The sequence below is a fragment of the Okibacterium sp. AC114 genome (assembly GCF_979253355.1).
The window spans coordinates 893,241-917,525 of the sequence record NZ_CEEDBR010000001.1 but is presented as its reverse complement, the minus strand read 5'-3'; the positions used below and the strand labels follow the sequence as shown (position 1 = coordinate 917,525).

At 64.6% G+C, this 24,285-nt stretch carries 32 protein-coding genes; 6 read left to right on the top strand and 26 right to left on the bottom strand.

Annotated elements, in window-relative coordinates; all coding sequences use genetic code 11:
* Window positions 1-14 precede the first annotated feature (14 nt).
* Entirely contained in the window at window positions 15-1,133 is a 1,119-nt protein-coding gene (locus tag ACZ6IE_RS04500; protein ID WP_464606962.1) for an SDR family oxidoreductase, read from the top strand.
* 160 nt (window positions 1,134-1,293) lie between these two features.
* On the opposite strand, the gene ACZ6IE_RS04495 is transcribed toward ACZ6IE_RS04500, so the two are convergent.
* Window positions 1,294-2,145 carry an NAD-dependent epimerase/dehydratase family protein gene (locus ACZ6IE_RS04495; RefSeq protein ID WP_464606961.1) on the bottom strand — a complete coding sequence of 284 codons (852 nt, stop codon included), beginning with the start codon at window positions 2,143-2,145 and terminating at the stop codon, window positions 1,294-1,296.
* Between the two features lie 391 nt (window positions 2,146-2,536).
* Here ACZ6IE_RS04495 and ACZ6IE_RS04490 point away from each other — a divergent pair, with 391 nt between their 5' ends.
* Genes ACZ6IE_RS04490 through ACZ6IE_RS04480 form a run of 3 tightly spaced genes read left to right on the top strand, consistent with a single transcriptional unit; the run spans window position 2,537 to window position 3,429 of the window.
* Window positions 2,537-2,845: a hypothetical protein gene (locus tag ACZ6IE_RS04490; RefSeq protein ID WP_464606960.1), complete on the top strand. Its 309-nt coding sequence runs from the start codon at window positions 2,537-2,539 to the stop codon at window positions 2,843-2,845.
* A gap of 55 nt (window positions 2,846-2,900) precedes the next feature.
* The gene (locus tag ACZ6IE_RS04485) at window positions 2,901-3,239 is read left to right on the top strand and encodes a hypothetical protein (protein WP_464606959.1); all 339 of its coding nucleotides are present in this window, start codon (window positions 2,901-2,903) and stop codon (window positions 3,237-3,239) included.
* Window positions 3,240-3,264: 25 nt separating this feature from the next.
* Window positions 3,265-3,429, top strand: coding sequence for a hypothetical protein (locus ACZ6IE_RS04480; RefSeq protein ID WP_464606958.1), 165 nt, complete (start codon window positions 3,265-3,267; stop codon window positions 3,427-3,429).
* Here ACZ6IE_RS04480 and ACZ6IE_RS04475 read toward each other — a convergent pair.
* Window positions 3,414-3,662 (bottom strand): DUF3263 domain-containing protein, encoded by a 249-nt coding sequence (locus tag ACZ6IE_RS04475; RefSeq protein ID WP_464606957.1) that lies wholly within the window; start codon window positions 3,660-3,662, stop codon window positions 3,414-3,416. The two genes, ACZ6IE_RS04480 and ACZ6IE_RS04475, sit on opposite strands and share 16 nt — an antisense overlap.
* A 142-nt stretch (window positions 3,663-3,804) precedes the next feature.
* Between ACZ6IE_RS04475 and ACZ6IE_RS04470 the strand changes: the two genes are divergently transcribed.
* The gene (locus ACZ6IE_RS04470; protein ID WP_464606956.1) at window positions 3,805-4,518 is read left to right on the top strand and encodes a hypothetical protein; all 714 of its coding nucleotides are present in this window, start codon (window positions 3,805-3,807) and stop codon (window positions 4,516-4,518) included.
* A gap of 155 nt (window positions 4,519-4,673) precedes the next feature.
* Window positions 4,674-4,871, top strand: a complete 198-nt coding sequence (locus tag ACZ6IE_RS04465; RefSeq protein WP_464606955.1) for a hypothetical protein — start codon at window positions 4,674-4,676, stop codon at window positions 4,869-4,871.
* On the opposite strand, the gene ACZ6IE_RS04460 is transcribed toward ACZ6IE_RS04465, so the two are convergent.
* The 24 genes from ACZ6IE_RS04460 to ACZ6IE_RS04345 form a co-directional block, all read right to left on the bottom strand.
* A complete protein-coding gene (locus ACZ6IE_RS04460; RefSeq protein WP_464606954.1) occupies window positions 4,872-6,845 on the bottom strand; it encodes a GDSL-type esterase/lipase family protein in 1,974 nt (657 codons plus the stop codon).
* Window positions 6,845-7,279 (bottom strand): hypothetical protein, encoded by a 435-nt coding sequence (locus tag ACZ6IE_RS04455; RefSeq protein WP_464606953.1) that lies wholly within the window; start codon window positions 7,277-7,279, stop codon window positions 6,845-6,847. The genes ACZ6IE_RS04460 and ACZ6IE_RS04455 overlap by 1 nt, the downstream gene beginning before the upstream one ends.
* On the bottom strand, window positions 7,280-7,588 hold the full coding sequence (locus ACZ6IE_RS04450) for a hypothetical protein (RefSeq protein ID WP_464606952.1): 309 nt from the start codon (window positions 7,586-7,588) through the stop codon (window positions 7,280-7,282).
* Window positions 7,581-7,988, bottom strand: coding sequence for a hypothetical protein (locus ACZ6IE_RS04445; RefSeq protein WP_464606951.1), 408 nt, complete (start codon window positions 7,986-7,988; stop codon window positions 7,581-7,583). The genes ACZ6IE_RS04450 and ACZ6IE_RS04445 overlap by 8 nt, the downstream gene beginning before the upstream one ends.
* Window positions 7,988-8,452 (bottom strand): hypothetical protein, encoded by a 465-nt coding sequence (locus tag ACZ6IE_RS04440; protein ID WP_464606950.1) that lies wholly within the window; start codon window positions 8,450-8,452, stop codon window positions 7,988-7,990. The genes ACZ6IE_RS04445 and ACZ6IE_RS04440 overlap by 1 nt, the downstream gene beginning before the upstream one ends.
* 29 nt (window positions 8,453-8,481) lie before the next feature.
* Window positions 8,482-9,222: a hypothetical protein gene (locus tag ACZ6IE_RS04435; RefSeq protein ID WP_464606949.1), complete on the bottom strand. Its 741-nt coding sequence runs from the start codon at window positions 9,220-9,222 to the stop codon at window positions 8,482-8,484.
* Window positions 9,223-9,232: 10 nt separating this feature from the next.
* Window positions 9,233-10,177 (bottom strand): hypothetical protein, encoded by a 945-nt coding sequence (locus tag ACZ6IE_RS04430; protein ID WP_464606948.1) that lies wholly within the window; start codon window positions 10,175-10,177, stop codon window positions 9,233-9,235.
* Window positions 10,177-10,896 (bottom strand): tail fiber domain-containing protein, encoded by a 720-nt coding sequence (locus ACZ6IE_RS04425; protein ID WP_464606947.1) that lies wholly within the window; start codon window positions 10,894-10,896, stop codon window positions 10,177-10,179. Before ACZ6IE_RS04425 ends, ACZ6IE_RS04430 begins: the two co-directional genes overlap by 1 nt.
* Entirely contained in the window at window positions 10,889-12,016 is a 1,128-nt protein-coding gene (locus tag ACZ6IE_RS04420) for a hypothetical protein (protein ID WP_464606946.1), read from the bottom strand. Before ACZ6IE_RS04420 ends, ACZ6IE_RS04425 begins: the two co-directional genes overlap by 8 nt.
* A gap of 2 nt (window positions 12,017-12,018) precedes the next feature.
* Window positions 12,019-12,852: a hypothetical protein gene (locus ACZ6IE_RS04415; RefSeq protein ID WP_464606945.1), complete on the bottom strand. Its 834-nt coding sequence runs from the start codon at window positions 12,850-12,852 to the stop codon at window positions 12,019-12,021.
* Complete coding sequence (locus ACZ6IE_RS04410; RefSeq protein ID WP_464606944.1) at window positions 12,849-15,668, bottom strand: phage tail protein; 2,820 nt, start codon at window positions 15,666-15,668, stop codon at window positions 12,849-12,851. The genes ACZ6IE_RS04415 and ACZ6IE_RS04410 overlap by 4 nt, the downstream gene beginning before the upstream one ends.
* 15 nt (window positions 15,669-15,683) lie before the next feature.
* Window positions 15,684-15,863 carry a hypothetical protein gene (locus tag ACZ6IE_RS04405; RefSeq protein WP_464606943.1) on the bottom strand — a complete coding sequence of 60 codons (180 nt, stop codon included), beginning with the start codon at window positions 15,861-15,863 and terminating at the stop codon, window positions 15,684-15,686.
* 110 nt (window positions 15,864-15,973) lie between these two features.
* The gene (locus ACZ6IE_RS04400; RefSeq protein WP_464606942.1) at window positions 15,974-16,378 is read right to left on the bottom strand and encodes a hypothetical protein; all 405 of its coding nucleotides are present in this window, start codon (window positions 16,376-16,378) and stop codon (window positions 15,974-15,976) included.
* Between the two features lie 97 nt (window positions 16,379-16,475).
* Window positions 16,476-17,054, bottom strand: a complete 579-nt coding sequence (locus ACZ6IE_RS04395; protein ID WP_464606941.1) for a hypothetical protein — start codon at window positions 17,052-17,054, stop codon at window positions 16,476-16,478.
* 65 nt (window positions 17,055-17,119) lie between these two features.
* Window positions 17,120-17,584 (bottom strand): hypothetical protein, encoded by a 465-nt coding sequence (locus ACZ6IE_RS04390; RefSeq protein WP_464606940.1) that lies wholly within the window; start codon window positions 17,582-17,584, stop codon window positions 17,120-17,122.
* A 1-nt stretch (window position 17,585) separates the two neighbouring features.
* Complete coding sequence (locus tag ACZ6IE_RS04385; protein WP_464606939.1) at window positions 17,586-17,861, bottom strand: HK97 gp10 family phage protein; 276 nt, start codon at window positions 17,859-17,861, stop codon at window positions 17,586-17,588.
* A gap of 3 nt (window positions 17,862-17,864) precedes the next feature.
* Complete coding sequence (locus ACZ6IE_RS04380; protein ID WP_464606938.1) at window positions 17,865-18,212, bottom strand: hypothetical protein; 348 nt, start codon at window positions 18,210-18,212, stop codon at window positions 17,865-17,867.
* Entirely contained in the window at window positions 18,212-18,607 is a 396-nt protein-coding gene (locus tag ACZ6IE_RS04375; RefSeq protein WP_464606937.1) for a hypothetical protein, read from the bottom strand. Before ACZ6IE_RS04375 ends, ACZ6IE_RS04380 begins: the two co-directional genes overlap by 1 nt.
* 66 nt (window positions 18,608-18,673) lie before the next feature.
* On the bottom strand, window positions 18,674-18,964 hold the full coding sequence (locus ACZ6IE_RS04370) for a hypothetical protein (protein WP_464606936.1): 291 nt from the start codon (window positions 18,962-18,964) through the stop codon (window positions 18,674-18,676).
* 12 nt (window positions 18,965-18,976) lie between these two features.
* Complete coding sequence (locus ACZ6IE_RS04365) at window positions 18,977-19,909, bottom strand: phage major capsid protein (RefSeq protein ID WP_464606935.1); 933 nt, start codon at window positions 19,907-19,909, stop codon at window positions 18,977-18,979.
* 41 nt (window positions 19,910-19,950) lie between these two features.
* Complete coding sequence (locus ACZ6IE_RS04360; protein WP_464606934.1) at window positions 19,951-20,523, bottom strand: hypothetical protein; 573 nt, start codon at window positions 20,521-20,523, stop codon at window positions 19,951-19,953.
* 81 nt (window positions 20,524-20,604) lie between these two features.
* The gene (locus ACZ6IE_RS04355) at window positions 20,605-21,699 is read right to left on the bottom strand and encodes a phage portal protein (protein ID WP_464606933.1); all 1,095 of its coding nucleotides are present in this window, start codon (window positions 21,697-21,699) and stop codon (window positions 20,605-20,607) included.
* Window positions 21,700-21,902: 203 nt separating this feature from the next.
* Window positions 21,903-23,291, bottom strand: coding sequence for a hypothetical protein (locus ACZ6IE_RS04350; protein WP_464606932.1), 1,389 nt, complete (start codon window positions 23,289-23,291; stop codon window positions 21,903-21,905).
* A 52-nt stretch (window positions 23,292-23,343) separates the two neighbouring features.
* The gene (locus ACZ6IE_RS04345; RefSeq protein WP_464606931.1) at window positions 23,344-23,652 is read right to left on the bottom strand and encodes a hypothetical protein; all 309 of its coding nucleotides are present in this window, start codon (window positions 23,650-23,652) and stop codon (window positions 23,344-23,346) included.
* Window positions 23,653-24,285: the final 633 nt, after the last annotated feature.

Genomic DNA, 24,285 nt, shown 5'->3' with positions numbered 1-24,285 from the left:
GGTTACCCCTGGGGATGACTTCTTCAGCGACCACCTCACTGTCCCCGTCCTCCCCCGCCGTCCTCGACGGCACCGGCCGCACGGCGCTCGTCGTCGGCGCGACCGGCATCAGCGGCTCGGCGACCGTCGACCTGCTGGCCGCCAACGGGTGGACCGTGCTGGCCCTCTCCCGCCGCCCCGGCACGCCGCGCGACAACGTGCGCTGGGTCTCGGTCGACCTGCAGAACGCCGACGACCTCTCGCAAACGCTGGCCGCCGAAAAGCCCAGCCACGTGTACATCACGGCGTGGTCACGTCAGGCCACCGAGGAAGAGAACATCCGCGTCAATGGCGGGATGGTGCGCGATCTGCTCGCGGCCCTCGACCATGCGCCCCTCGAGCATGTCGCCCTCATGACGGGCCTGAAGCACTACCTCGGGTCGTTCGACGCCTACGGCCAGGGCGAAATCCCTGAGACACCTTTCCGGGAGGAGGAGCCGCGCCGAGCCGAGCAGAACTTCTACTACGCACAGGAGGACGAAGTGTTCGCCGCCGCCGCGCGACGCGGGTTCACCTGGTCGACCCACCGCTCGCACACCGTCGTGGGCCACGCCGTCGGCAACGCCATGAACATGGGCCTGACGCTCGCCGTCTACGCCACGATTTGCCGCGTTCTCGAGCGCCCCTTCATCTTCCCGGGCAGCGAGACGCAGTGGAACGGCCTCACCGACATGACCGATGCCACGGTGCTCGCCGAGCAGATGGTCTGGGCGTCGACGCACGAGGCCGGCCACAACGAGCCGTTCAACGTGGTCAACGGCGACGTCTTCCGGTGGCGCTGGATGTGGCAGAAGCTCGCCGACTACTTCGGTGTCGAGCCCGTCGGCCCGGGCGCCGAACCGCAGCCTCTCGAACAGCAGATGGCCGGCATCGAGTCGACCTGGTCGACCATCGCGCACGACCACGGCCTCGCCGAAGCGGATGTCTCGCGCCTCGCCTCCTGGTGGCACACCGACGCCGACCTCGGCCGCACCATGGAGGTCGTCACCGACATGTCGAAGAGCCGCCTCGCCGGTTTCACCACCCACCACCGCACGGTCGACTCGTTCACGGCCCTCTTCGACCAGTACCGCGCCGAAAAGCTCATCCCCTAGCGAGCACGGCTCGGCGCCAGATCAGGGCTCCCGCTCTGCGCGAGCAGTCCAACTGTGCGTCGTTGACCCGGCACTGACGTGATGGGCTGACCCTGTCCGATACCTCGAAGTACCTCTCTCGCGGCGAGGGCTCCAAAGCAGGCCGCCCACGGGAAGTTCTTTACGCGTGTCGAATGCCCTGGCCGGCCAACACAGCTCGGTAGCCCTCGCGGTAGGTCGGGTAGGCGAACTCGAAGTCCGTCGAGCGCAGCAGAGCGTTCGAGAGCCGCTTGTCGCCACCGGCCTGCCGCCCGTCGACCGCGCCGAACTCGGGCTCGGGCGACCCGGTCTCGCGCGCGATGAAACGCAGCACATCGTCCAATCGCGACGGCTCGTCGTCGGTGCCGAGGTACAGCGGCGCCGGATGCTGCAGCCCCGCGATGTGCACGAGTGCAGCGGCCGCGTCATCCCGGTGAATGCGGTTCGTGTGGGGCGACATGGCGGGTGAGCGGACAAGTGTCGCCGTGCCCCCGCGCACCTGCTCGATCAGCCGTTCGCGCCCCGGCCCGTAGATGCCCGACAACCGCAGGAGCGTCGCTTCGGGCTTTCGATCACGCAGCAACTCTTCGGCCTCGAGCAGAACGTCCGCGGTCGGGGTCCCTCCCCGAGCCGGAGTCTCTTCGGTGACGACGCCCCCGTCGGTCACGTCGTACACGGCGGTCGACGAGACCACGATGAGCCGCGGATCCGCCTGCGAAGCTTCGATGCCGTCGAGCACGCGCCGCAGCCCATCCACATAGGTCGCGCGGTACTCCTCCACGGTGCGGCGCCCGGCGGCCAACGGTACGATCACAACCGACGCATCGTCATCGAACACGGGCGTCTCGGCGCGCAGGTCTGCCGCCCGCCCCTCGATCTCAGCCGGCAGCACCCCCGGCCGGCGTCGCAACCCGACAACTCGCTCACCCAGCGCCGCGAATCGCAGTCCCGCCTCGGTGCCCAGGTCGCCGCATCCCGCAATGATCACGCTCATCCGGCAATCCTACGTTCCGCCGCTGACCGAGACTCCCGGCGGCCAGGGCCGGGCAGGCCAAATGCTTCCGGCACGACGAAGCGCCCCGTCTCCCCTAGTGAGGGATGCGGGTCGCTTCGTTCGACGGAAAATCGAGCGACCGGGCTCAGAAGTCCCAGTCCTCGTCTTCCGTGTTGACGGCCTTGCCGATGACGTACGACGAGCCAGACCCGCTGAAGAAGTCGTGGTTCTAACCTGTGCCTATTCGCGGCAAGCGCGCAGCGCGAGAGCCCAGTAAAACCGGGCCGAACGGGCCCTTGTTGCATGCGCAGAGTCCGAACGGGTGCTGGCAAAACGTGGGCAAAATGTGGGCACGGCGCCCGATGTCGGCGGTCCCGCATACCCTGCCGTCATGGCCGCACGCATCACCCTCGACACCAAAACGTGGATCGTCATGCGCACCCACCCCACCATGCCCGCCGGCATCATCGCGCACGTCGAAGTCACCACACCGGACGGCTCCCGCGTCTGGCGATACCGTGCCGTCCGATGGGCGCTCAACCCCGCCGACCGGACCCTGATCGGCTACTACGACACCGTCGACCAGGCCGACGAAGCGATACCCGTCGTGCGTCCCGTCATCGAAACGTCACGCTCCGACCGCTCCTTCGCCCGCTACCCCGACCACGCCGTGCATGCATCCCCACCTCGAGCTACTTGATCATTCGGCAGCTTCTTTGATTTATTTGAGTCGCCACATGTGTTATCTTTCTTCCATGCCTTTTGAAGTATTCGAACCCATGAACGGACCCCGCGGGGTTGCCACAGTCAGATTCGGCTCGAAGGGAGCGGTTCGCTTCAACGCCGCGGCCGTCAGGATGATCGAGGGGGTCCAGTACCTACGTCTGCTATGGGATGGTGAGGACATCCGGGTGGGATTCGAGCCCACCGACGAGAGCGACCGCAACGGTTGCAAAGTCACGGTGTCGCAGAGCCAGGCAATTCTCACTGCGACAGGCTTCGCTGAAAAGTACGGCGTCCCCCTGAATAAACGAATGCGGCTGGAGCCCGAGGACAATATCTTCGTAGCTGAACTCCCACCGCACACCGCCTGATTCACTCTCGCTGTAGAGTCGCCGGATGCAGTACCTCGGCCGCCTCCGCGACGACACCGGCCGCGAGCATCTGCTCGTGCTCCTCGAAGATGCCACCGACATTGTGCACGACGGGCGCACCTACACGTCCACCGGCCACACCGAGCAGCTGGGGCCCGCGCTGACCCTGATCGACTACGCAGCGAACTGACGCCGTGCACGCCGCTCACGACGCGCCAGACGGGCCGCAGACTGCCGCTCGAGGCGATGCACCAGCACAGGGAACGCCTCGATCACATCACGGCGCCGCACGAGCTCGTTCAACCTCTGCGCATGCTGTGTACGTGACAGGCCGAACCGTTGCCGCACCGCTTCATCGTGGTGCGCCTGGTCCATGTGCTGCGTCTCCTCGAAGGCGAGGATCGCTCGATCTTCCTCCGTCATGGCAACAGCATGCACCCGACCACCGACATTCCGGGCACGACAAAAAGCCCCTCCCTCGCGGCCGTGAGGCGTTGAGAGAGGGGCTATGCGTGGATGTCGTCGGGGCATATGGTTCGTAGATGATCGAAGGAGATATGAATCAATGAGCATGGCCGGCGGGTTAGTAGCATTCGGACGCGAACCATGGGGCGCCTTCATCAGCCAGAAAGCGGACGGCCGCTGGGTCGTCGACATCAATGGTCCGGTGAAGACGTCGCCGCGATTGCCGCTTTATGCGGTCTGCGCCGTGTGCATTCTTCCGGTCCGGATCGGCACTTTCCTCGCCAGAGACATTCCTTTGGACATACAGTCCACACCAGCGCGGTGCCCTAGTGGCCACGCCGTGGTCATCCCGGAATACCTGAACCTCATCGATAACACGCCGGGCGCCGAACCGCTAATCATGCACGTCTTCCGCCCGGCGTCAGAGCGAGTGTCAGGTGGTGAATGGTTCACCAACGCTCAGATGCAAAAGCTTCTCATCGCCGCCAGAGAAGCAGAAAAGGGTCGCCCTGCCCTGCTCGCGACGTTGATTGATAATGCACCCGAGCCTGTCCGAAAGTTGAAGCGCGAGAAGATGACGCGCGGAGATTGGATCGCCCTTGGCTCTCTGGTAGTCGCGCTCATTGCCCTCATCGTTCAAACGAATCAATCGCCAGAACAGATATCAAACGATGAACTTTCTCAGCTCCTCGTTCAGGTGCAAGTCAATGTGCAGAGCCCGGAGTCACCCTCGACTACGCGAGAGACTCCAGCCGAAAGCGAGCGTGCGCACTCCGAGACGCAACACTTCCTCGACCATTCCGGTGAACGTTGAGCACGTAACGCTCCGGAATCGTATAGCACCGAAGCGATGCGAAGCAGCGCCGAAAGACCCCCTCGGGCGCGGCCGGGAGGCTAGGTCCGAGGGGGTCAGAAGGTACTACATATTGAGGAGTTACGAGATAGGCGGCGATCCCCTATCCTGAGCAGATGAATCTCTTGGAGTGGGTGGGCGAGAAGATGCGCGATCGCGAAGTGCGTGACCGCCAGTGCGGCTACGGCAACACCTCGGGAGCCACCAGTAATTGCACGTCGACGATCACTCTCGAGCGAAGCGCCCAATTAGGGCACCGCGGTTTCTGCTCTGCAGAGCATGCGACGCTCGACCAAGAAGAAGCCGTGATGTAGCTAGGCCCCTGTCTCGATCTTGAAGTTGTCCAACGAGATCGAGCTGTTGAACGACTGCGTCGTGATACCCGATGCCAGGTTCGCGGTGATTGCGTCATCGAACACTTCACGAACAACAATGCCGTTGACGAGAATCCTGTGGCGCGTTTCGACCACTTCGAGAGCAACCACGTCGCCGAGAGCAAAAGCTACAGCCTCGCCCAAATACGTGGTCGCACCCATGACAGACTTCCGGATGCGGGCGGTCAAATCGGTGATCTCGAGTTGACGCTGCACGGCCGAAGATGATGTCAGGTTTGTGCGCTGCGCCACCAGCCAATATGTCTGAGCCGTGGCAGCGACAACCTTTGCACTCAAACGAATCTTTGTCGCGGTGAGCGGCACATATCCGAAGCTGGCCGCGCCTGATCCGCCCGAGACGAGTGCGCCGCCGAGTGTCTTGAGGCTGTTCGGCGTCGTCTCGACCCACGATTTGGCACTGCCGCCAAGACCTAGGTCCGCCGCCCGACCGTTGAGTTGTCCGTCGCCGGCAAAGATGTCTGACGTGTAGACGCTCCAGGTGGGCTCCGGAGTCGGGTCGGGCGGCAACGGCGTCACCGCCGGCGCAGTAACGCGAGCGCTCTTCCCAGAAGGCACGCCATCCAACTCCGCCAGAAGATCACCCGAGTAAATCTGCCCGAGGCTCGTCGGGTGGATGTTGTCGACGTCGATGAGGTCATAAACGTCTTCCGCCTGCGAGCCGGGATATCCGGGAGTCATGTCGATGAACGTTGCGTAGGCCGGACGTGCTGCGGCTGCGCTCCGCATTGCGTCGACGTAGGCACTGTATGGCACGGTCGGGTTCACCAGATCGAACGGGCGTGCCTGTGCGACGATGACGAACGATGGCGTGTAACCCAGTGCCGCGATGTGCTCGCTCATGAGGGTGAGCACATCAGCCTTGGTCTGTTCCGGGTCGCCCTGGTCGCGCCAGTCGTTCGATCCGAAGAACAGAAGGATGCGCTTTGGGGCTAGCTGCGCTAGGCGTGTGCGGTGAGCGGCCGCCTGCGCTCCGATCCATGAGGCGACACGCGTCGAAGATTTGCCGCAACCAAAGACCTGCACGCCCTGCGCCGAGTCCCCGCGGTGGACGTATACGCCATCGAGACGTGTCGTTCCAGTCGACGTGATCTTGAGCGTGTGATCACCGCGAGTAAGTACCCCACTTGACCACACACCGTCGTGGTTCCATCCGCTCCCGATATGCGAAGGGGTAACCGTGATTGGCACCCCGCCATCGATTTGCACCTGGAACGGCGCATCGGCGACGCCCCGAGCGAAGTAGATGGTGAACCCATCGCAGTCAGAGAAGGTGCGCGCCAGCGTCGCGCCGGCTGACAACGACCGGGCCAGCATATTGAATCCGTCGGCGGTCCCCGTGCTGCCGGTGACAACCCACTGAGGGGAGCTCACTTCATATGCTGGGCAGTACCAGCCGCCGTCGATGCCCTGTGGATTGTAGGCAGCTTGCAGGAGCGCCGCGTACCGGTTCACCATGTTCTCGGCGCGTACCGCCGCGTTCGCTCCCGTAACGGACGATGAGCCGACGATCACGGTGCGAGCCTGCGAAGTGTTTCGCTTCGTGAGTGACACGCGGTAGGCGATCTCGGCGAGGCGGCGCTGAGCCTCGATATCGAGAAGGGCGTCAGGGATGAGTGTCCCAATCGTGCCGGGTAGGGACGCCTCGAGCGCATCCAGATCCTCCTGCAGACCCGGCACAGCGGCCGCGGCTGCAACAGCCTGATCCTTCGCGGTCAACGCCGTGTCCCGCGCGCTCTCAGCAGCCGTCTTAGCCGCCAGAGCAGCAGGCGTGATATCCCCAGGCTCACCCTTCAGTGAAGCCAGCCACTCAGCCTCGGTGCCCGTGAAACCCCTGGCCACGGCGGCGTCGTATGGGGTCGGAATCTTGATCGTCGCGATCAGCTTTTTAGCCATCACAGCCCCTTTTCGTAAATGTAGACCTCGTTCACCGCGAGGCCGGATGTCCAATCGGAACCCTGCGCCCCAAGAGGTGCGTCATCCGGAAACTCTTTGCCGCCGTCGACGTTGTACAGGAAGGCGCCCGGCGTAGGCGGCAGCGCTTCGGAATACTCCAAAGTGCCCTCGCCCTCAGGCACCTGAAACACGGACGGCCCCGGTAGAGCGCCGGGGGCCTCAAAGACCTCCCAGCCGGCCGTCGTGCCCTCCTCGGTTGTGAGCAGCGGAACGGTCGCTTCGCCCTTCTCGTCGAGTTGCACCGGCTCCGCCACGACCGGCAGTGCCACGGTCGCGCCATCGATGATCCGCGCCACCGGCTTCAAACGGATCTGCGCATTCGCCGCAGGCTCACTCCCCCGCCAGAACTGGAAGTGAACCGGCCGAAGCCCCACCTACTCCCCCTCGACAGACGGCTTCGGCACCGAGCCCAGCCCGAGCTGCACCAGCCACCCGTTCACCGCCGGGATTGCCATCACGCGCGCGAGAGCCGCGCTCACACCAGCGAGCACCGCGATCGCCCCCGTCAGCCACGCCACCCACGGGCCCGGCAGCACCTCGGCCACCGCATCCAGCACCTGCGGCGCCACCACGACGATCGTGCCGAGCACCAGCGTCGCCGACACCAGCACCTGCACCGCCGTGCGCAGCGCGCGCTTCCCCTTGAACCAGATCTCCTGAACGTTTGCAGCGTGCTTAGCCATCGCTGGCCTCCTTCGGTTGTAGGTCTTCAATTTCGAGCTCCCGCATGTCCGCGGGTGACGGCATCGGCATCGGGCCGTTGCGTCCAGTGAGGTCCCAGAAAACGAGGCCCTGGAAGAAGCGACGCACGATGGTCTTCGTGGATCGTTCACGCGCCTCGAGGTCGGCAATGCGCTGCTCAAGAGGCGCTGTCGCCGCTTTCACCTCGTCGGCGATGAACTCGCGCAGCTCGAGGTTCTGAGCGAACGATTCTCGCCGAGCCTGCGCTTCAGCGGTCTTCTGCGCGATCTCGTTGGCGACCGCTTGGTTCTTGTTCTCGCCTCTACCTTTCACCCACGCGAACACGACGCCGGCAAGGGCTACGCCGGACGCGGCGAGGCTGACGATGGTGCCGCCGTCCACTAACGCACCTCGCTATCGGGGTGCCGCCGGTCCGCCCACTCGTAGCCGATGAGGCTGAGCCGCCACACCGGTGTGCAGGTGGCAATGAACGCGATCAGGAGGACGAACCCGCGGTTCGGGTCGCCCTCGGCGGTTAGGAGTAGAAGCGCGACAACGTATCCGGCCATCAGCCCGATCAGTGATGACTTCGCCGCGATCTCCAGTGGCCAGAACTGCGGGAAAGCGACACCGACCAGGCATGCTGCGGCTACTACGGCAAGTCCGATGGCGAACAGGTCCATCACGAACGGGTCGAAGAACTCACCAATGGCGGGCACACCATTGAGGGCAGCCGAGAGCCCAGCAATCACGTAGGCGAGATCGATGACCGGCAACAGGATGCGTTTCAGGTTGCGGTACTTCCACTCCGAGGCCGGGATTGCTCCCTTGGCCCAAATGGAAGCTCCGTAGATTTGCTTGAACAAGTGGCCCTCCCCAGGGTCAGAGAGGGTAGCTACCGGTTCGTGATGTCGGTGTAGCTGAGAATGAAGTGCGGCGGCTGATTGTCGAGGAACTTCACGCCCTGCTTCTGCAGCCACTCCTTGTACGCGTACGCATCTTTCGTGCTGCCGACCTTGCCGATGTTCCACCGCGTGCGCTGCGAGTGATCGACCATCCAGATGCCGCCCTGCGGGCCGCTGATACCGACGAGAACCGTGTTCATGTCTTCCTCTTCCGTAGGAATGGGTTTCGAAGCCGCGGCGGCCGGCGCCGGGCTGAGGTTGTTAGTCACCGTGTTGACGGTCGCGACATCGTGCCCGAGGAACGCGCCGGCCCCGAAGGCATATCCGGCGAACTTGAGGTGCGGCCACGTGCGCACGAACTGCGCCACCGACACCTGCCCGACCTTGCCGCGTGTCGGCTGGTCGATCGTGATCACCGTGTTGTTCGGACCCTTGATCGCGACGTGCCCGGCATCGCCGTACTTGCGACCGCCGTTGTAGGGCCACGTGCCCATCACGTTCGTCCAGTAGAGGACCGACCCCTCGGGAGCATCGTTGAGGTTGGTGCCTCTGATCGCGTTCTCCGCTCGAGCGCGCGCCAGTGCGTCTGTGGCCCACTGGTAGCCGTTGCCCTTGCCATCGGACTTGGGCGAGCCGAAAGCGCGCCACACGACCGCGAGGCAGGTGCCAGGGGTGACAGTGCCGAAGGCGGCCATCTTGTCGCCAGCGGACTTTCCATTCAGGACAGCCATGCTGGACCTCCTAGTACCCGAAGGCGATGTAAGGCAGGAACACCTGCGCGTCCGCTCGTCCGCCGAAGAAGGCTTGGAAGCCGTCCTTGTTCACCGAACCCTCGACGACAACGGGCGGCGAGCTCGCCAACTGGCCGGTGTTCTGGTGCGGCTGCAGAATCACGAAGAAGCACCCATTCGGGAACGGCTGGTCGAACTTCTCGGTCTGCACACCGGTCGAGCCAGTCTTGGCGTCGGCCTGCCCGTTCACGATGATTGGATTGAGGGCCCGAGCCGCGCCGTTCCAGTCCCCATACCTGCGCAGGAAGTTGCCGCCCGCGAAGTTCCGCCATGCACCATCGCGACGTTCATACGTCTTCCCCTGCTCGTCGAGCACCTGCGCCAGTGCACCGTTACCCGGCTGCCACGCATCCAGCTCCGACTTCTTGCGGAGCGGCACCGGAGAGCCCGAAGTGGAGGTGTAGGGGCACGTCGTTTCCACGACGACTCCGGTCGAGGATGTGTTGACGGCAGACGACGGGATACGGATCGTCCCGAGCTCGAGCGCGCCAGCGATGTTCAGCACCGGTTTCGCAGGCGAGACGGCAGGGTTACCCTTCACCACTCCGAACGTGGGTAGGTCACCTTCGCTCTCGACAAGCAGAGATTCGTTCTGCTTCACGTAGATCAGATCGATCCGTGTGTTCGCAGCCGGGGCAGGATCCAAAGTCACCTGCGTGACATCGTCGTTCGCGATCAGCAGAGGCCCGCCGCCTCGCACGAGCGCCGCCGCGAAAGGCAGCACGTCGACACGCATGTCAGTTCGCGGCGCCAACAGGTCGCCCGTGTGCGCCGGGAAGACCCCCGCCCGCGCGACACCGGCCGCGCTGCGGGCCACCAAGCCAGCGAGATCCTTCCGGGCCTGCACCGCATCCAGAACACCGGAAGGGCCGGGGAAGCTATATGTCAGAGCCATCAGGCACTCCGTTCCTCGAGCGCGGTCAGGCGCTCGTTCATTTCGTCTCGGTCATCCATCAGCTTCTGCAGGCCCATCCACAGCACAGGTGACAGGCGGTCGTAATTGATGCCCTCAGCGTCACCATCAGCGTTGAAGAACACGGGCTCCCGTACACCGGCATCCACCAGGTGCTCAGCGATGAACCCGAGATCGACACGGGCGCCGTCACCGTTCGCTGCCACGTCGGTGCGGTATCGGAACCGCTGCGCCCGGATCTTCCGGAACACGCTCTCGTCGAGCTCGGCCGGCACGATGTCCTGCTTCGTGCGCTCCGACGATGACGAGAAACCCATGTTGCCGTCGTCGTCCTGCACCACCGTGCGGAAATTGTTGATCGGGTTATTGCGGGTGCCCAGCGACTTGATGACGCCGCGCACATCCGCGTTCCCCTGCACGATCAAGAAACCGGACGCCTCGATGTTCACCGGATGCGCCACACGGTCGTCCGTGTAGTTCCGCTCATCCGTCAGCTTCTGATCGATGACCGCCCGCGTGTACGACTGGTTGTTGATGAAGTCGTCCACGCGCTCCTCGAGCCCGTCGACGATACTGCGCAACTCCGCGACCACGTTCGCCCGCTGAGTGCCAGACGGCGACTCCAACCGGTCAATGCGACGCCGCAACGTCCGGATCTCATCGAGGATCGCCCGTTCACCAGGCGGCTTCGGGTCAGCCATCATAAACCTCCCCGCACGTCACCGTCGCCCACTCGCCCAACCGGTCCACCTTCAACGCCGCGATACGCCGCGTGTACGTGCCGGCAGGGATGTAGCCGTGATCGGCAACCTTCAGCTCGCAGATGTCGCCCTCCGAAATGTCGCCGAGACGCACCAGCGCCAGGTTCACCTCGAACGACCAGAACTGGGCCTCGAGGTATGCCGTGCGCAGCGCCTCCGACGCGTAACCGTTCAGCGTCGACTGCACCGACACGTCCGAGTGCGAGGAGTCCAGCACCATCAGCAACGGCACGCCGGCGTCGCGGAGCACCGTGCTTCGCGCGCGAGCCACCAACGCGGTGTCCTCGTTCCGGCCGGCAGTTGCCCACGCAATGTCCGCCATGTTCGACGGGTCCGTGGTCACCTTCAGGCCCCGCGCAGACGGCTCATCGGCGGTCGTGTTGAATGAGTGCACGACGTCGGCCTGCAACCGCGGCTGCGCGTCCGTGCCCGTCTCCAACACCCACTCCACGAACCGGTCGTCACGGCGCCGCAACGGCATCCGCACATCCGGCCCGCCAATGACCTGCGTGATGTCCTCGATCGCCGAGAACACCGTCTTGAAGTCCAGCGCTTCATACGCGCGCTCGCGCGTTCCAGGCCGGTCTGCGGGATACGCCACCGGGATGCCGGCGCCCGGCCACGAGCACGCCTGCTGAATCAGCCGCTTCACGATCGTGCCGTACTCGAGACCCGACAGGTTCGTGTTCATACCCGGGATCGGCTTCTGCTCACCATCCACCAGCGGCTGCGTCTCCGCGGCCGGCGGCAACACGAACAGATGATCGAACCAAGTCAGGATGCCGCGCGCCGTCAGCTTCAACGTCTCCGCGTCATCGTCGAAGTCGTGCGGCATGATCGGACCGCCGAGCATCTTCCCGTCGCGCTCGTAAGCGATCGACATCTTCCACGCCTGGCCGAGGTTCCGCCAGTCACGAGCCGCCTCGACCTCGTCGGCCAGGTTGATCGTCACCTCCACCGTCTCCGGCGTGTTCACCGTGACATCGGCCGGCCCCTCGACAGGGTCGAACTCGTCAACGATGAGGCCCGTCATGGTTTCGAACAGCAGGTACTTCGGCATGCTCACCACCAAGTCGGGCGCAACTCGCCCATCAGAACCGGTGTGCCATCAGCACCCGTCGCATTGAACTGGATCTCCACACGGCCGCCCGGAGGCACCGACCACCACTCCCGCGATGTCAGATACATCGCCGGCACCGCGGACTCGCCATTCAGCAGCACCTGCTCGGTGCGCGCGTTGAACTCCGCCCACTGACCCGCCGGAACCGGCCGATCCAAGATCAGGCGGCGACCGCTGCCCACGTCCGTGAGCGTCGCCGTCGTGAAGCCGCCGAACGCCCGCAGGATCGGGAACGCCGGAGCCGAGCCCGTGTTCTGCAACACCAGCCGCCCAGGGTCACCAGGAAGGCCCCAATCGATCGGGTAGACCATCGGCCACACCAGGCCCGTGCCGAGCTGCGGCAGCCCCGTCTCGTCCGTCACCGGAGTGCCATACCGGCGCGGGTCATCCGCGAGCAGGTCGATCGCGAGATTGTCCACCCGCAGACGCCCATGCCAGTCAGGGAGATCCGAATGCTCCACCGTCACCATCCGCGACGACGGGCCATCCTCACCCATCACAGTCATCAGCACAGGGCCCTCGGCGCCGAGCGCTGACAGCTCGTTGCGGGCGAAGATCATGTCCTCACGACACGTGCCCAGGAACCCGACATTCACCGACATGGGCCGGGATGACCGGCGGACACGAGTGCGCGTAAACGACCCGTGCCCGTCCGGCTTCTCCGTGACCCCGTTCTTGTTGTCGGTGGCGCCGTCCCACCCCTCGATCTCGTTGTGGAACCAGCCGCGCTCCGCCCGCTCAGGGAAGAGCATGTGCCCGATCTGAATCATCCTCATGCGGCAGCCAATCCCTTCGAGAACTCACGGACCACTTGCTTCGCAGCGAGCACCGGGTTCGCCTGATCGATGAAGTTGTTCGTGATGTTTTGCGTAACGCCCCCTCGACCACTGCCACCGCCGTTCAGCGCGACGTCCAACAGCCGGTTCATCTTTCCCGTGTCCACGACAGACTCAGCGCGCCCCGCCTCAGCGAGGATCGCCATCGTGCCGCCCTTCCGAGGCAGCACCGTGGCACCCTGCGCGAGACGCGGGATCTTCGGCAGCGACAGACCCCAGGTCTGACCGCCCACGACAGGCACCCAGTCAGGGATCGACACCGACAGACCATTCAGGCCATCGATCGCCGAGTTCACCAGCGAGATGATCCCGTTTATCGGAGCCTTCACAGCGCCGAGCACACCGTTGAACGCCGTCGTCACGAACCCAGCGATACCGGAGAACGCGCCCTGGAAGAAATCACCAAACGACGAAACCGCCGACGTGATGCCCTTCCAAATGTTCTGGAAGAACGACGAGATGTTCGACCACACCGAGTTCCAGGTGCCGCTGATCGCATTGACCACGTTCGTGATGACCGTCTGCACGAGGTTGATGTACGTCGTGACGAACGCGACGATGCCAGACCAGATCGCTGCGAAGAACGAACTGATGCCGCCCCACACCGCAGTCCAGATGCCGACGATCACGTTCACGACCGTGGAGATGATCGTCTGCACCACGTTGATGTAGGTCGTCACGATGAGCACGATCGCGGCCCAGATCGTCCCGAAGAACGTACTGATGCCCGTCCACACCGTGTTCCAGATCGTCATGATCACGTTGATCACCGTCGTGATGATGGTCTGCACCACCGAGATGTACGTCTGCACGTACAAGACGATCAGGCCCCACACCGTCTGGAACACCGTGACGATGCCCTCCCACACCGTCACGAAGAAGGAGCTGATGTTCGTCCACGTCTCCATGAAGAACTGCGAGATGTTCGCCCACGCCTCGCCGAGGAACCGGGTGAAGTTCGCCCAGATCTCCTGACCCAGCTTCGTCTGCGTGAAGAACCACACCAGACCCGCGACCAGAGCTGCGATCGCCAACACCACCAACGCGATCGGGTTCGCCGACATCGCAGCGTTGAACGCCCACTGCGCCGCCGTAGCCACACCAGTCGCCACCGCGCCGGCCACCAGGACCGCCTTCTGAGCGACAAACGCGGCACCCTGACGGATAGCCGCACCCACGCTAGCCAACCGCGTAGCCAGGTTCGCCTTCTCGGCCGCCGTCGACGTCGTCGTAGCGCCCGTGCCCGCAATCGTCGCCGCCGTGTTCGCGCGCGTCGCACTCGCCTGAGCGAAGTTCGACGCCGCCAACGCGATGTTCGTCGGCACAGCACCCACCGCGGCGACAGACGCTGCAGCCTGAGCGGCCTTCAACGCCACGAACCCGCCAGCGAGCGTCACGATGACAGCCGTCAGGATGCCCGTGTTGTCCGCGAGGAAACTCATGACGCCCGCAGCGCCCTCCATCAGCGGTGTCAGCAGCGGCAGGGCCCCAGCGACCAGGGCGCCGATCTCACCCGACATCTCGCCGATCGACGCACCAACCTCGGCGATGATCGGCCCAGACGGTTGAGCGATCGCCATAAACCCGGAGAACACGTCCCCGAGCCCCTGCAGGCTACTCAGGTCGCCCGTGCGGAACGCCTCACCGATCGCCGTGCCGATAGGCGCCAGAGCCGCCTGCAGCTTGATCAGAGTGTCAGCGATGAACTCCGCCGGTTTCTCCAACCAGCCGATATCGACCGTTGACCCTTCACCGGACATGTAGCCGCGGATGTACGTGATCGAATCCGCGATCTTCTGCCCCGCAACACCCAAGAAGATGACCGTCTCAGCGATATACGTGGCCGGCTTCTCGAGCCACCCGATGTCCGCCGTCGACCCCTCACCCGAGATATACCCGCGGATGAAATCGAACGTCCCCACCAGCTTGTTCGAGACGCCAACAGCCTTCTCGATCGCCGCCGGCAGCTTGTCGACCAGCCACCCCGTGACCGTCGAAACGGCCGGGAGGAACGCGCCCACGATCGACGTCTTGCCGTTCTCCCAGATCGCGTTCAACCGCTGCTGCTTACCAGCCAGCGTGTCCGCCTCCGACGCGAAGTTGCCGTGCGCGTCCGCCGTCTGCTTCATGATCAGCGACAGCGTCGCCGCCTGGTTCGCCTCGGCCGACAGTGTGCCGCCAACCTTCTTGAACCCCAGCGACGCCGCCTCAGCGTCGATCTTCGCCTGGTTCAGCGACACACCGTAACGCTCGATCGGGTCGCGCTCACCCTTCAGCGCCGACGACAGCGCCTCGACAGCCGACTTCGTGTCGCCGCCGAACATCGACGACAAGTCGGCGCCGAGGGTGATCAGATCGTTCGTCTTCGGGGCCAGCTGATCCATCGCCGTGCCGCCGTTTTTCAGCTGCGCGCCGATCAAAGAACCGAGCTCGTTGAACTCGTTCTTCGTCAGACCCACATCCGTCGCGGCCGACGCGGACCACTGGTTCATCTGCCCGGCGCTGTCCTTGAAGATCGCGCCGATCGCGCCCACCGACTGTTCAAGCTCGCTGGCGCCGCGGATGCCCTCGGTGAAGAACTGCTTCACACCGATGGCAGCGAACGCGGTAGCGATACCGCCGATCGCGCCGCTGAACGCCGAAGCGAACTTGCCGCCTGACTCCTTGCCGACACTGTCGACCTCGCGCACCGTCTGCCCACGGAAGTTCTTGAACGTGGGGAAGATGGGCACTTCGCCGGTAGCGACCTGAGTCATGGCGGGCTCCGTTCATTACTCAGCGAACGCCGAATAGCGCCGCAGTCGATCGCGCAGTTCCGCGCGTTCCTCATCGGTGACATCGGCTTCGGGCTTCTTGTCCGGCCACGGCGCCGGCAGCTTGTACGGCTCCGGGCGCTCCTTCGGGTCACGGTTCGAGTTGAGGAACGCCGTCGCGTGAACGTGCGCGATCACCTCGCCGTAAGACGCCGCGATGTCCCACCCGTTCTCCGCCGCGTTCAGATGCGACCCGGACTCCCGACGCAGCTCATCGACCAGGTCGACGGCCTCGCGGTAGGAGACGGTTACGCCGACGTCGTCGAGGGCGAGTCCGAAGTAACGTCGGAAGTCGAATCGGAGGGCTGCTCGGTGGGCTCGGACTGTTCGTGCGAGCCCGAGGATTCCCCCATGTTGGCGCCCATCCGGTCGCCGATGATCTTCGCCATCTGGATGAGGATCTGGAACGCTTTCGCGCCGTCACGCATCTGCTCGAGCGTGGCCTTGTCCTCTTCCCACAGGATGTTGTCGATCATGTAGCGCGGGATCTTCTTCTGCTCGATCTGATCCATGTCCATGAACAGCTCGAGGCGGTCCAGCGGGATGCGGAGATCGAACGACTTCTCGCCCTCGGCGGTCTGCACCTTCAGGTGATCCTCGACAACGAGGTAGTCAGGCTTCGGGCCGGCAGTGGGCTTGCGGGGTGTGGTCATGGTGCGGGTGTCCTTTCAAACGTGGATGTGGAAGGTGTGGGTGTATGAGAAAAAGCCGGGCCGCGCGACACCCACGAACGCGCGGCCCGGCCGTTTACTACGGAGTGACGGCGTCCGTCGAGACGAGCCACTCACCGATGTGCTCGTTGCCGAGCTCAGGGGAACGCTCAGCCGAGAACGTGACCTCGAGGCCACGCACGTTGCCGCGCTCCGACTTGTCCTGCTTCGCGCTCTGCACACCGACGTTCGCGGTGCGGCGGACGATCACGCCGTTCTTGTAGATCTCTTCCGTGAACAGCACGAACCGGAGTGCGTGGCCGCCGGCATCGATCGTCATGTAGCCGTTCTCGTCCGGCGTCTTGCCGTACGAGAGCAGACGGGCCGTCTCGTCGTACTGCGCCAGCTTCACGACGCAGGTGGCGTTCGCGAGGCCCGAGGGGATCGAGTAGCCCTCCTGCCAGAACGTGATCGGGTCGCCGTCAGGCTCGAGGCTCCAATCGAAGCCGCCGTCCTCCGTCAGCAGACCGGCCTTCTTGTAGGCGGCGGGCAGGGCCAGTGTGGGGCTGCCGCCCTCGTCGGGGGCTACGAATGCCGTGCCCGCAGGTGCGAAGCCCAAGAACCCCGAGACGGGGACCCCAACAGCTCCGATGTCATTGCCGCGACTGTCAGCGACCATTGATCTCTCCTTCAAATAGAAACGGCCCCCGCGGTATGCGAGAGCCGTAATTGGGTTGTGGGGTGCTACAGGGCTTCACCGACATTCCCTGCGGTGAAGGTCATGTAGGCGCGCGCACGCAGCGCCGCCTCCGGCACCAGATACGGGCCGTTGAACTCGCGGATCACAGCGACCGGGTTACCGGCCTCCACACGCGGCGCCGTCTTCACGATCGCCTTCACGATCCGAGCAAGCGTTTTCGCGTCAGCGGGGTTCTCCCGGGAACCAGCGAGCACCGAGATGCCCATGCTCGTGTCGCCCGTAATGATCGACGTGTCAGTGGTGCCGTCGTCGCGGACCACGATCAGCTTCACCGGCATGGACATCGCTGACGACTCGGGTTCTTTCCGGTCGACGGTGACGCCGGCCGCCAGTGTGCGGATTCGCGCGGTCTTCGTCGTGTCGGCCGCCAGCTTCACGAGCTCGGCGCGGATGAAGCCCGTCCAGAACTGCTCGTGGTCGGCGTCGAGCACCGCCGGGTCGCTGTACACGTCAGCCACCCTTCGCCTCCGACCGGAGAGCGCGCGCCAGGTTGCCCGTCTTCGATTCCACGATCATCGACTTCTCATCCGTGGCCGTCACCACCGCGACGATGCGCTTCTGGCGTTTCTTCTTCACCACGATGCCGTCACGGTAGGCGCCAGTGTCCACCGGGGCTGTCGCGCGCGCCTTAGCTGCCACACGCTCGGCGGCGGCCGTCACAACCGCCTCCACGCCCGCCGACGTGGACAGCCCATCAATGAACTGGTCGTTGAACTTCGTAGCCATCGGTCACCCCTCCGCCAACGTCAACGGCACCTCGCGCACCGGCTGCCACCCCGTCCACGGATTCACATCCGCAGCGGGCCGGGCATCCACCGTGTACGTCACCCCATCAGCCACCACACGGTCACCCGTCTGCACATCCGCATCCGGCTCGCAGAACAGGCTCTTATCGGTCAACGTCTGCGCACGCGTCGCCGTCGTCACCGTCGAACTAGACGACGAAGCCACGAACGCGTTGTCCAGCACCAGTTCGTCCGGGTCGGACCAGTCCGAGGCTGTCTGAGCGCCCGAATACGGGTCCTCCACCAGCTTCGCCCGCAACCGGGTAACGTTCACGCCCTCGGGGAAATCCATCAGTCCTCCTCGAACGTCCGCGACATGTTCCCGAACCGCTGCGCATCCGGCGCCGCCGTCCGATACGAACGCGTCCCACCGACGCCCAACATGCTGTCCATCTCGCCGAGCTCCCCCGCGTCGAACCACGACAGGCTCACAGGCGGGTCATACTCGACCGACGCGCCGCCAATGCTCTGCCGGCGGACGCCGAACGGGCGCGGCTTCAGGCGCCGCGACACTGCGGCCCCCACGTTCGCGAACACGACCGGCTCGAGCGCCGACGTGATCCGGTCGCCGTACCGTGCGGTCAGGATCGCCGACAGGACCGGCAACCACGCCTCCACGATCGGCTGCTTCGACGGAGCCACAGTCACCGTGATGAACGGGAACACCTTCGCGTAGGTCAGTTCCACCGTGGCCTCCTTCGCCGAGAAAATTTGGGAGGCGGCGCGCCCACCAGGAACGCGCCGCCATGCCAGCTACTCGCTGACGGGAGGTTCGACCGGAGCCGGCGTCTTCGCTTTCGCGAGAACAGCCAGCACTTCAGCCTTTTTCTTCGCACCGCTCACATCGACGTTCTCGCGCTCCGCATAAGCGGCGAGCTCCTTCGCCGACCAGGCCTCGCTCGGGTCCCCCTCGGGGATCACCACGGGAGGTTCGACCGGAGCCGGCTTATCGCCCGCTACCGTCCAGCCGAGATCGGTGTACGACTTCACGACATCGTCGGGGACGACGACCGTGCGGCCCTTGGGATGGGTCAGGGTAGCCATGTTCTGTCCTTCCTAGACGGCGGCCGGGGTGACGGCGCCAACGGGCTCGGACAGGGTGCCCGCCGAGTTGATCGTGTTGCCCAGCGCGTAGGCGTAGCGCGCCTTAAAGCGCAGCGCCACCATGTCGCGCTCAGCGAGGTTGATCCCGCCGACCGTGGCCTGATCGAGGAACTTCACCGTGATGTCCTGACGGACACCGATCTTCACCTTCTCGCGGTCCGCGACGATCGCAGTCGCGAGGGCGTTGTCCCACGCGCCGTTCTTCACGAACTGGGCGTTCAGGCCGGCGATGTCGTCCGAGAACGAACCATCACCGCCGAGGGTGCGCGACAGGATCGCGGTGCCGTCCGACGCGCGGAGGTTCGCGAGGCGGAAGCGGAGGCCCGCGGCCGACAGGATCGTGGTCGGGTCAGCGCCCGAGTCAGCGACCGCACCGGCAGCCTGCATGATCGACCCAGCCAGGTCGTCCTCGCCCGGCGTGTTCGACACCTGGAAGATGTTCCCGGCGGCCGTCGCAGCAGCGAGCAGCGCGGCATCGGTCCATGTCGTCGGCTTGTCGACGCCGAAGAGAACCGCCTGGTCGAGCTTCTTACCGATCGCCGAACCACCGAGCGCGGTCAGGCTGGCGAGCAGGTCCTCGGTGGCGTCCTCGAGGGTGTCCTCGTGGATCGGGATGATCACGGCGACTTCCTCGACCACGAAGCGCTTGTTCGCCCAAATGGCCTGCGACGTCGGCTTGACGCCGGTCGACGCGGTCGCCGACTCCGACACCCAGCCAGCCTCGGGGAGGGTGGTGAGCACCGGAGCGTTCGTGATCTTCGTGCCGAGGGGCACGGTGCCGAAAGCGCGGATGGCCGCGGACTCGGTGGCGGCCGAGTCGAGAAATGCGTTGGTGTATTCCTCCTGGATGAGAGTCGCGACTTCTTCGCGGCTGATGTCTGCCATGATGGCGTCCTTTCAAAGGGTCAGATGATGAGATGGAAGGGCTAGCTTTTGCGGGTCGTCGCGTACTGGCGCAACGCCACAGCGGCCTTCCCCTTACCGGCCTTCGGGCCGTCCGTGTCTTCCTGGCGTTCACCCGCCGCCGGCTTCGGTCGGGTACGCGGCTTCCGCGTGCCCCCGTCCACCAGATGCGGCTTGTCCTCCGCTAACTTCTCCACGAGCTTCTTGATCGCGTCGACGTCAGGCTCGTCGTCCTTCACGGGCAGCTCGTCGCCGAGGACACGCAGGGCGTCGTCGGGATCGATGAAGTTCAGATCGCGCGCGACGCTCTTCGTCTCGGTGGACACGAGCCGGCGCAGGAACTTCTGCGTCACCTCCGTGGCCGCCGACGACTTCGCTTCGTCGATCGCTTTCTGATCGGGCGTCTTCTTGCCCTCCTCGAGCTCGTCGTACTTCGCGGCCTTGGCCTTGTAGTCGTCGTAGCCCTCGTACTTCTTCCGCTCGCGCGCCAGACGCTCCTCCACGATCCGGGACAGCTCCTCCTGCGACGCCGGGGGCGTGTAGGCGGAAGTCTCGGTGCTTTCGGTGTTCGGCTCAGTCGAGGTGGTGTCAGACATGGGTGATTCCTCCGTAAATCCGTCGATGCCGGCATGTTGAACAGGTGCCGTACCCTGCATCCCCGCGAACGCGGGTGAGTCCTATTGCTCGATCGCCCGCCGCTGCGAACGCGCCGCAGCAGCAGCCTCGAGAGCGTCGGTCTTCGACCAACCCGGCACGAGCGCGAACAGCATCTCGAGCGGCGCACTGATCGAATCGAGCTTGATAATGGAGTCCGTGATCTGCGCCAGGGAACGCGAAGACGCGTCCTTCCAGTGCATCTCCGACGACATGTCCGCCGCGGCCGCATCGTTCCCGAGGATCGCGGCGGCCGTGCGCAGCCACAGCTCGTAGCCCTCGCCGATCGCCATCTTCCGGTCCTCGATGTTTCGGAAGTACCCGGACTCGGCCGCCGCGATGCCCTCAGCGGACATGTTCACGATCGCGCCGAGCAGGTAATGCGGCGGCACCTGGCACACAGCCGACAGATGCTTGATATGCGCATCCAGCGCGGCCACGACCTTGTCGAGTTCAGCTGCAGCGAACGTGCCGAACCGGGCCGTCTCCCCCGACACACCAGAGGCATGAATGAGGCCATCGACCGCGGACCGCACGAGCGCGTTACCGTTCGCGTCAGTCGCGATCTCGCCGCCGGCCATCCACTTCTGCGGGAACGCGCCATACCGCTGCACCATCTGCAGAGTGAACGTCGCGTCCACGATCCGCTGATACACCGGGATCGCCTGCTCAACGGAACTCCGCGGGGCGCCGTCAATCGAGAGCGTGTTCGCGATCACGACAACAGGGGTAAACCCGAGGCCGTGCTCGCTCCGCCGCACGCTCGTCGGGGTGCGCGCGTCACCGCTCCACCGGTAGACCGCCTCCGCGTCGACGAACATCCAATCCGAGGACCAGAACGACGGCTTCCGGCCGCCGACACGCGCCAGCACGAATTCGGGGTACTCATCCCACGGATCAGCGAAAACCGCGAACGTGTTCAACGCCGACAGGGGCCGCATAACCACACCGCCATCAGCGGCCGGCAGAGACAGGCCGAACGACTTACCGAGCCCAATCACCTCACGGGTGACCTCGCCCTGACGCCCATCCATGCCATTCGCCTGCCACGCGTCACGCCACACGTCCTCCGACGAGTAACCGTCGAGGATGCAACCCTGAGCGATCGAATCGCGCACGAACGCGAGCCACGGAGACGAAGCCTTCCGCAGCAAGTCGCGGTACTCGAGGTCAGCGTTATCCGGCATCCATGTGCGGATCAGCTTCCCCTCGATCTTCTTCTGCAGAGTCGACAGGCGCGCCCACTCGTTGCGAGCGTCCGTCGTGATCTTCGAGATCAGTTCGCCGAGCTCAACATCTGATCTAGGCACCCAGACCTCCTCTACGCATAACCGCGCACCTTCGCCGGGGCCGGCGGTGGTGTCGCTTCAGACTTCTTCAGACCCCACAGCGCCCACGTGACCGCCTGAGCGTGACTGATCGGCTTCGTCGGCTCCGAAGCGGCCCACGTAATGCCTGCCTGGCCGATCGGGCGCGTCGTCGCGTGCTGCAGCGACGCCGTCAGCTCTTTCTGGCCCCGATGGACCGTCAGACCCTCGTTCACGTGCTCCACGAACATCGAATGGGCGCCCGCGACCTCGTTCAGGTTCATCGCGAGGTATTTGATGCCCTCGCGGTCCAAATCGGTGATGATCGCGGTCGCATTCTTGCCATCGATGACCACCAGAGCGTCGCCGAGGTCCTTTTTCAGCTGCTTCACGTACTTAGCGACCCACAGCGTCCACTTCTCGGTCTTCATGTGCTCCACGAAGACGTGATCGGTGTCGAAACGGCTCGCAGCGGCCACAGTCGCGAACGCGCCACCACGACCGACCGCAATCGCGATCACAGCGCCATCGCCGAGCTTCGCGTCACCGTCCTCCGAGCGCCTCCACCGGTCCATATCGAGCTCGGACAGCTTCACAGCCTCCTGCTCGCGCGGATTCGGCCAAATCGACAGACGCTCACGCCGTGGCTCATCCGGATCAGGTGCGCGCGTGATCTGCTCGAGCACCACCTCCGCGCCGATGCGCGTGTTCAGAGCCGGATTCGAGTCCACCCACGCCTGCGGGTCCATCGAATTGATCAGCGGCGCCCGTTTCGGGTCCTCCGAACCCTCCGGCGTCCACTCCATCCAGCCCGTGCGCCGTGCAATCCCGGAACGCCCGCGATCGCGGACACCCTCGAACACCTCAGCGTCGTTCTCCTCCGTGGGAACCGTGCCCACGTAAACCTCCTGGCGGTTCGGAACCGCGGACTGCGTGTAGGTCAACGCCGTCCGCGACGCCGCAGCGAGCTCCTGCGCCTCGTCGTACACCAGATTGTCGGCCGCGAAACCACGACCCGAGTTGCGCGACCGCGCAATGAAGCGAATCCGGTCCGGCAGCACCTGCCCCGGCCGAAGCTTCAGCGTGATGCCCTCTTTGCCGTTCGCCGTGTAGATGTTCCCGACCATCTCCATCAGACGATCGTTCGACTCCACCACACCAGCCAGCCGCGAGAACCCATCCTCAGCCGTCTTCACCTCATGCGCGGTGTGAATGATCGTCTTCCGACGCCCATCCGCACGAGGAAACAGGAACAGCTGAGCCAAGTCGTAAGCGACCAGGATCTCGCCCTTACCGTTCTGCCGAGCAACGAGCAGACCGAACTCGTTCGCAGCCCACCGGGCCCGCTCATCGACATCCAACATGCCCCACAGCACGTACTGCTGCCAGTCATCCAGCTGCACACCCGCAGCAGCCGCAAAAGCCACCGCACGGTCACCGAACGACCCGACAGACTCAGGCCTGCTTTCGAGACGGGGCCGCTGCGATCCCAGTAATGTTTCCAGCTCCGAAGAAGGCACTGAACGGGTCCCCCTTCGCCGGAACCGCAGGCTGCACACCATCGAGCGCCCGCAACTCCGCAATCAACTCCGAATGCCGCTTCGACAACGCCGCGATCTTCAACGGCTCCGTCTCAGCGATCTGCTGCATCGCCTGCTTCACCAACCGCGCGTTATCCAGCAACTCCTGACGAGCATCCAAATCGACCGGAGAAGACACAGACACGCTCGGCGCCGGCAACGACACCACCGGACCAGCAGCCACACCAGGACCCGCCTCATCACGCCGAGACGCAATCTCCACCGACATCGCCTCACGACAAGCCGCATCCACAGGCTCCCCACGACGCTTATGCCGCTTATACGCCGAGAACGTCCCACACGGGGCCAGAGGACGCGACATCACGACCTCCAATCAGTAACCGACCAATCAGTAACCCAGTTCGCAACCGTAAGGAGAGAGACACGCCAGGACCGGGCGGGAGGTGGGCGGGTGTCGGTGGGTTGAGGGGTACCCCCACCCTTGGGTGTTGAGCGTGTGTCTCAGGCTGCGGTCTTGTCGGGGTCACGGTCTATCGGGAACCAGCTGTACCCGGACAGTGACTCGTGGGGTCCGTTGTGACCCGTGTCCTTGATGCACCGCCGCGTGGGCTGGGTCCATCCATCAGGACGGCCCCGCTTGCGTTCGATCACGCGTGTCTCGGTGCACCTGTTCATGCTGCACGTCCCTCTGCTTGGTCAGCCTCGAAGTCGCACCAGTAGTAGCCGGGCTGTGACGGCTGCGTTCGCCCCGCATGCTGGGTGAGGTGGCCATCCTGGCGTTCGCACTGCACGCGCTGGTTGTCTACGGTCCGCGTGCTCGGGCAGTCGCTCATCGTCGCTTCGTCTCCATGCTGCG

What these genes read in the sequence shown, in the direction of transcription:
- ACZ6IE_RS04500 (WP_464606962.1), top strand. Translation starts at nt 15, where the DNA reads ATGACTTCTTCAGCGACCACCTCACTGTCCCCGTCCTCCCCCGCCGTC.
- ACZ6IE_RS04495 (WP_464606961.1), bottom strand. Translation starts at nt 2,145, where the DNA reads ATGAGCGTGATCATTGCGGGATGCGGCGACCTGGGCACCGAGGCGGGA.
- ACZ6IE_RS04490 (WP_464606960.1), top strand. Translation starts at nt 2,537, where the DNA reads ATGGCCGCACGCATCACCCTCGACACCAAAACGTGGATCGTCATGCGC.
- ACZ6IE_RS04485 (WP_464606959.1), top strand. Translation starts at nt 2,901, where the DNA reads ATGCCTTTTGAAGTATTCGAACCCATGAACGGACCCCGCGGGGTTGCC.
- ACZ6IE_RS04480 (WP_464606958.1), top strand. Translation starts at nt 3,265, where the DNA reads ATGCAGTACCTCGGCCGCCTCCGCGACGACACCGGCCGCGAGCATCTG.
- ACZ6IE_RS04475 (WP_464606957.1), bottom strand. Translation starts at nt 3,662, where the DNA reads ATGACGGAGGAAGATCGAGCGATCCTCGCCTTCGAGGAGACGCAGCAC.
- ACZ6IE_RS04470 (WP_464606956.1), top strand. Translation starts at nt 3,805, where the DNA reads ATGAGCATGGCCGGCGGGTTAGTAGCATTCGGACGCGAACCATGGGGC.
- ACZ6IE_RS04465 (WP_464606955.1), top strand. Translation starts at nt 4,674, where the DNA reads ATGAATCTCTTGGAGTGGGTGGGCGAGAAGATGCGCGATCGCGAAGTG.
- ACZ6IE_RS04460 (WP_464606954.1), bottom strand. Translation starts at nt 6,845, where the DNA reads ATGGCTAAAAAGCTGATCGCGACGATCAAGATTCCGACCCCATACGAC.
- ACZ6IE_RS04450 (WP_464606952.1), bottom strand. Translation starts at nt 7,588, where the DNA reads ATGGCTAAGCACGCTGCAAACGTTCAGGAGATCTGGTTCAAGGGGAAG.
- ACZ6IE_RS04435 (WP_464606949.1), bottom strand. Translation starts at nt 9,222, where the DNA reads ATGGCTGTCCTGAATGGAAAGTCCGCTGGCGACAAGATGGCCGCCTTC.
- ACZ6IE_RS04430 (WP_464606948.1), bottom strand. Translation starts at nt 10,177, where the DNA reads ATGGCTCTGACATATAGCTTCCCCGGCCCTTCCGGTGTTCTGGATGCG.
- ACZ6IE_RS04425 (WP_464606947.1), bottom strand. Translation starts at nt 10,896, where the DNA reads ATGGCTGACCCGAAGCCGCCTGGTGAACGGGCGATCCTCGATGAGATC.
- ACZ6IE_RS04420 (WP_464606946.1), bottom strand. Translation starts at nt 12,016, where the DNA reads ATGCCGAAGTACCTGCTGTTCGAAACCATGACGGGCCTCATCGTTGAC.
- ACZ6IE_RS04415 (WP_464606945.1), bottom strand. Translation starts at nt 12,852, where the DNA reads ATGAGGATGATTCAGATCGGGCACATGCTCTTCCCTGAGCGGGCGGAG.
- ACZ6IE_RS04410 (WP_464606944.1), bottom strand. Translation starts at nt 15,668, where the DNA reads ATGACTCAGGTCGCTACCGGCGAAGTGCCCATCTTCCCCACGTTCAAG.
- ACZ6IE_RS04400 (WP_464606942.1), bottom strand. Translation starts at nt 16,378, where the DNA reads ATGACCACACCCCGCAAGCCCACTGCCGGCCCGAAGCCTGACTACCTC.
- ACZ6IE_RS04395 (WP_464606941.1), bottom strand. Translation starts at nt 17,054, where the DNA reads ATGGTCGCTGACAGTCGCGGCAATGACATCGGAGCTGTTGGGGTCCCC.
- ACZ6IE_RS04385 (WP_464606939.1), bottom strand. Translation starts at nt 17,861, where the DNA reads ATGGCTACGAAGTTCAACGACCAGTTCATTGATGGGCTGTCCACGTCG.
- ACZ6IE_RS04380 (WP_464606938.1), bottom strand. Translation starts at nt 18,212, where the DNA reads ATGGATTTCCCCGAGGGCGTGAACGTTACCCGGTTGCGGGCGAAGCTG.
- ACZ6IE_RS04370 (WP_464606936.1), bottom strand. Translation starts at nt 18,964, where the DNA reads ATGGCTACCCTGACCCATCCCAAGGGCCGCACGGTCGTCGTCCCCGAC.
- ACZ6IE_RS04365 (WP_464606935.1), bottom strand. Translation starts at nt 19,909, where the DNA reads ATGGCAGACATCAGCCGCGAAGAAGTCGCGACTCTCATCCAGGAGGAA.
- ACZ6IE_RS04360 (WP_464606934.1), bottom strand. Translation starts at nt 20,523, where the DNA reads ATGTCTGACACCACCTCGACTGAGCCGAACACCGAAAGCACCGAGACT.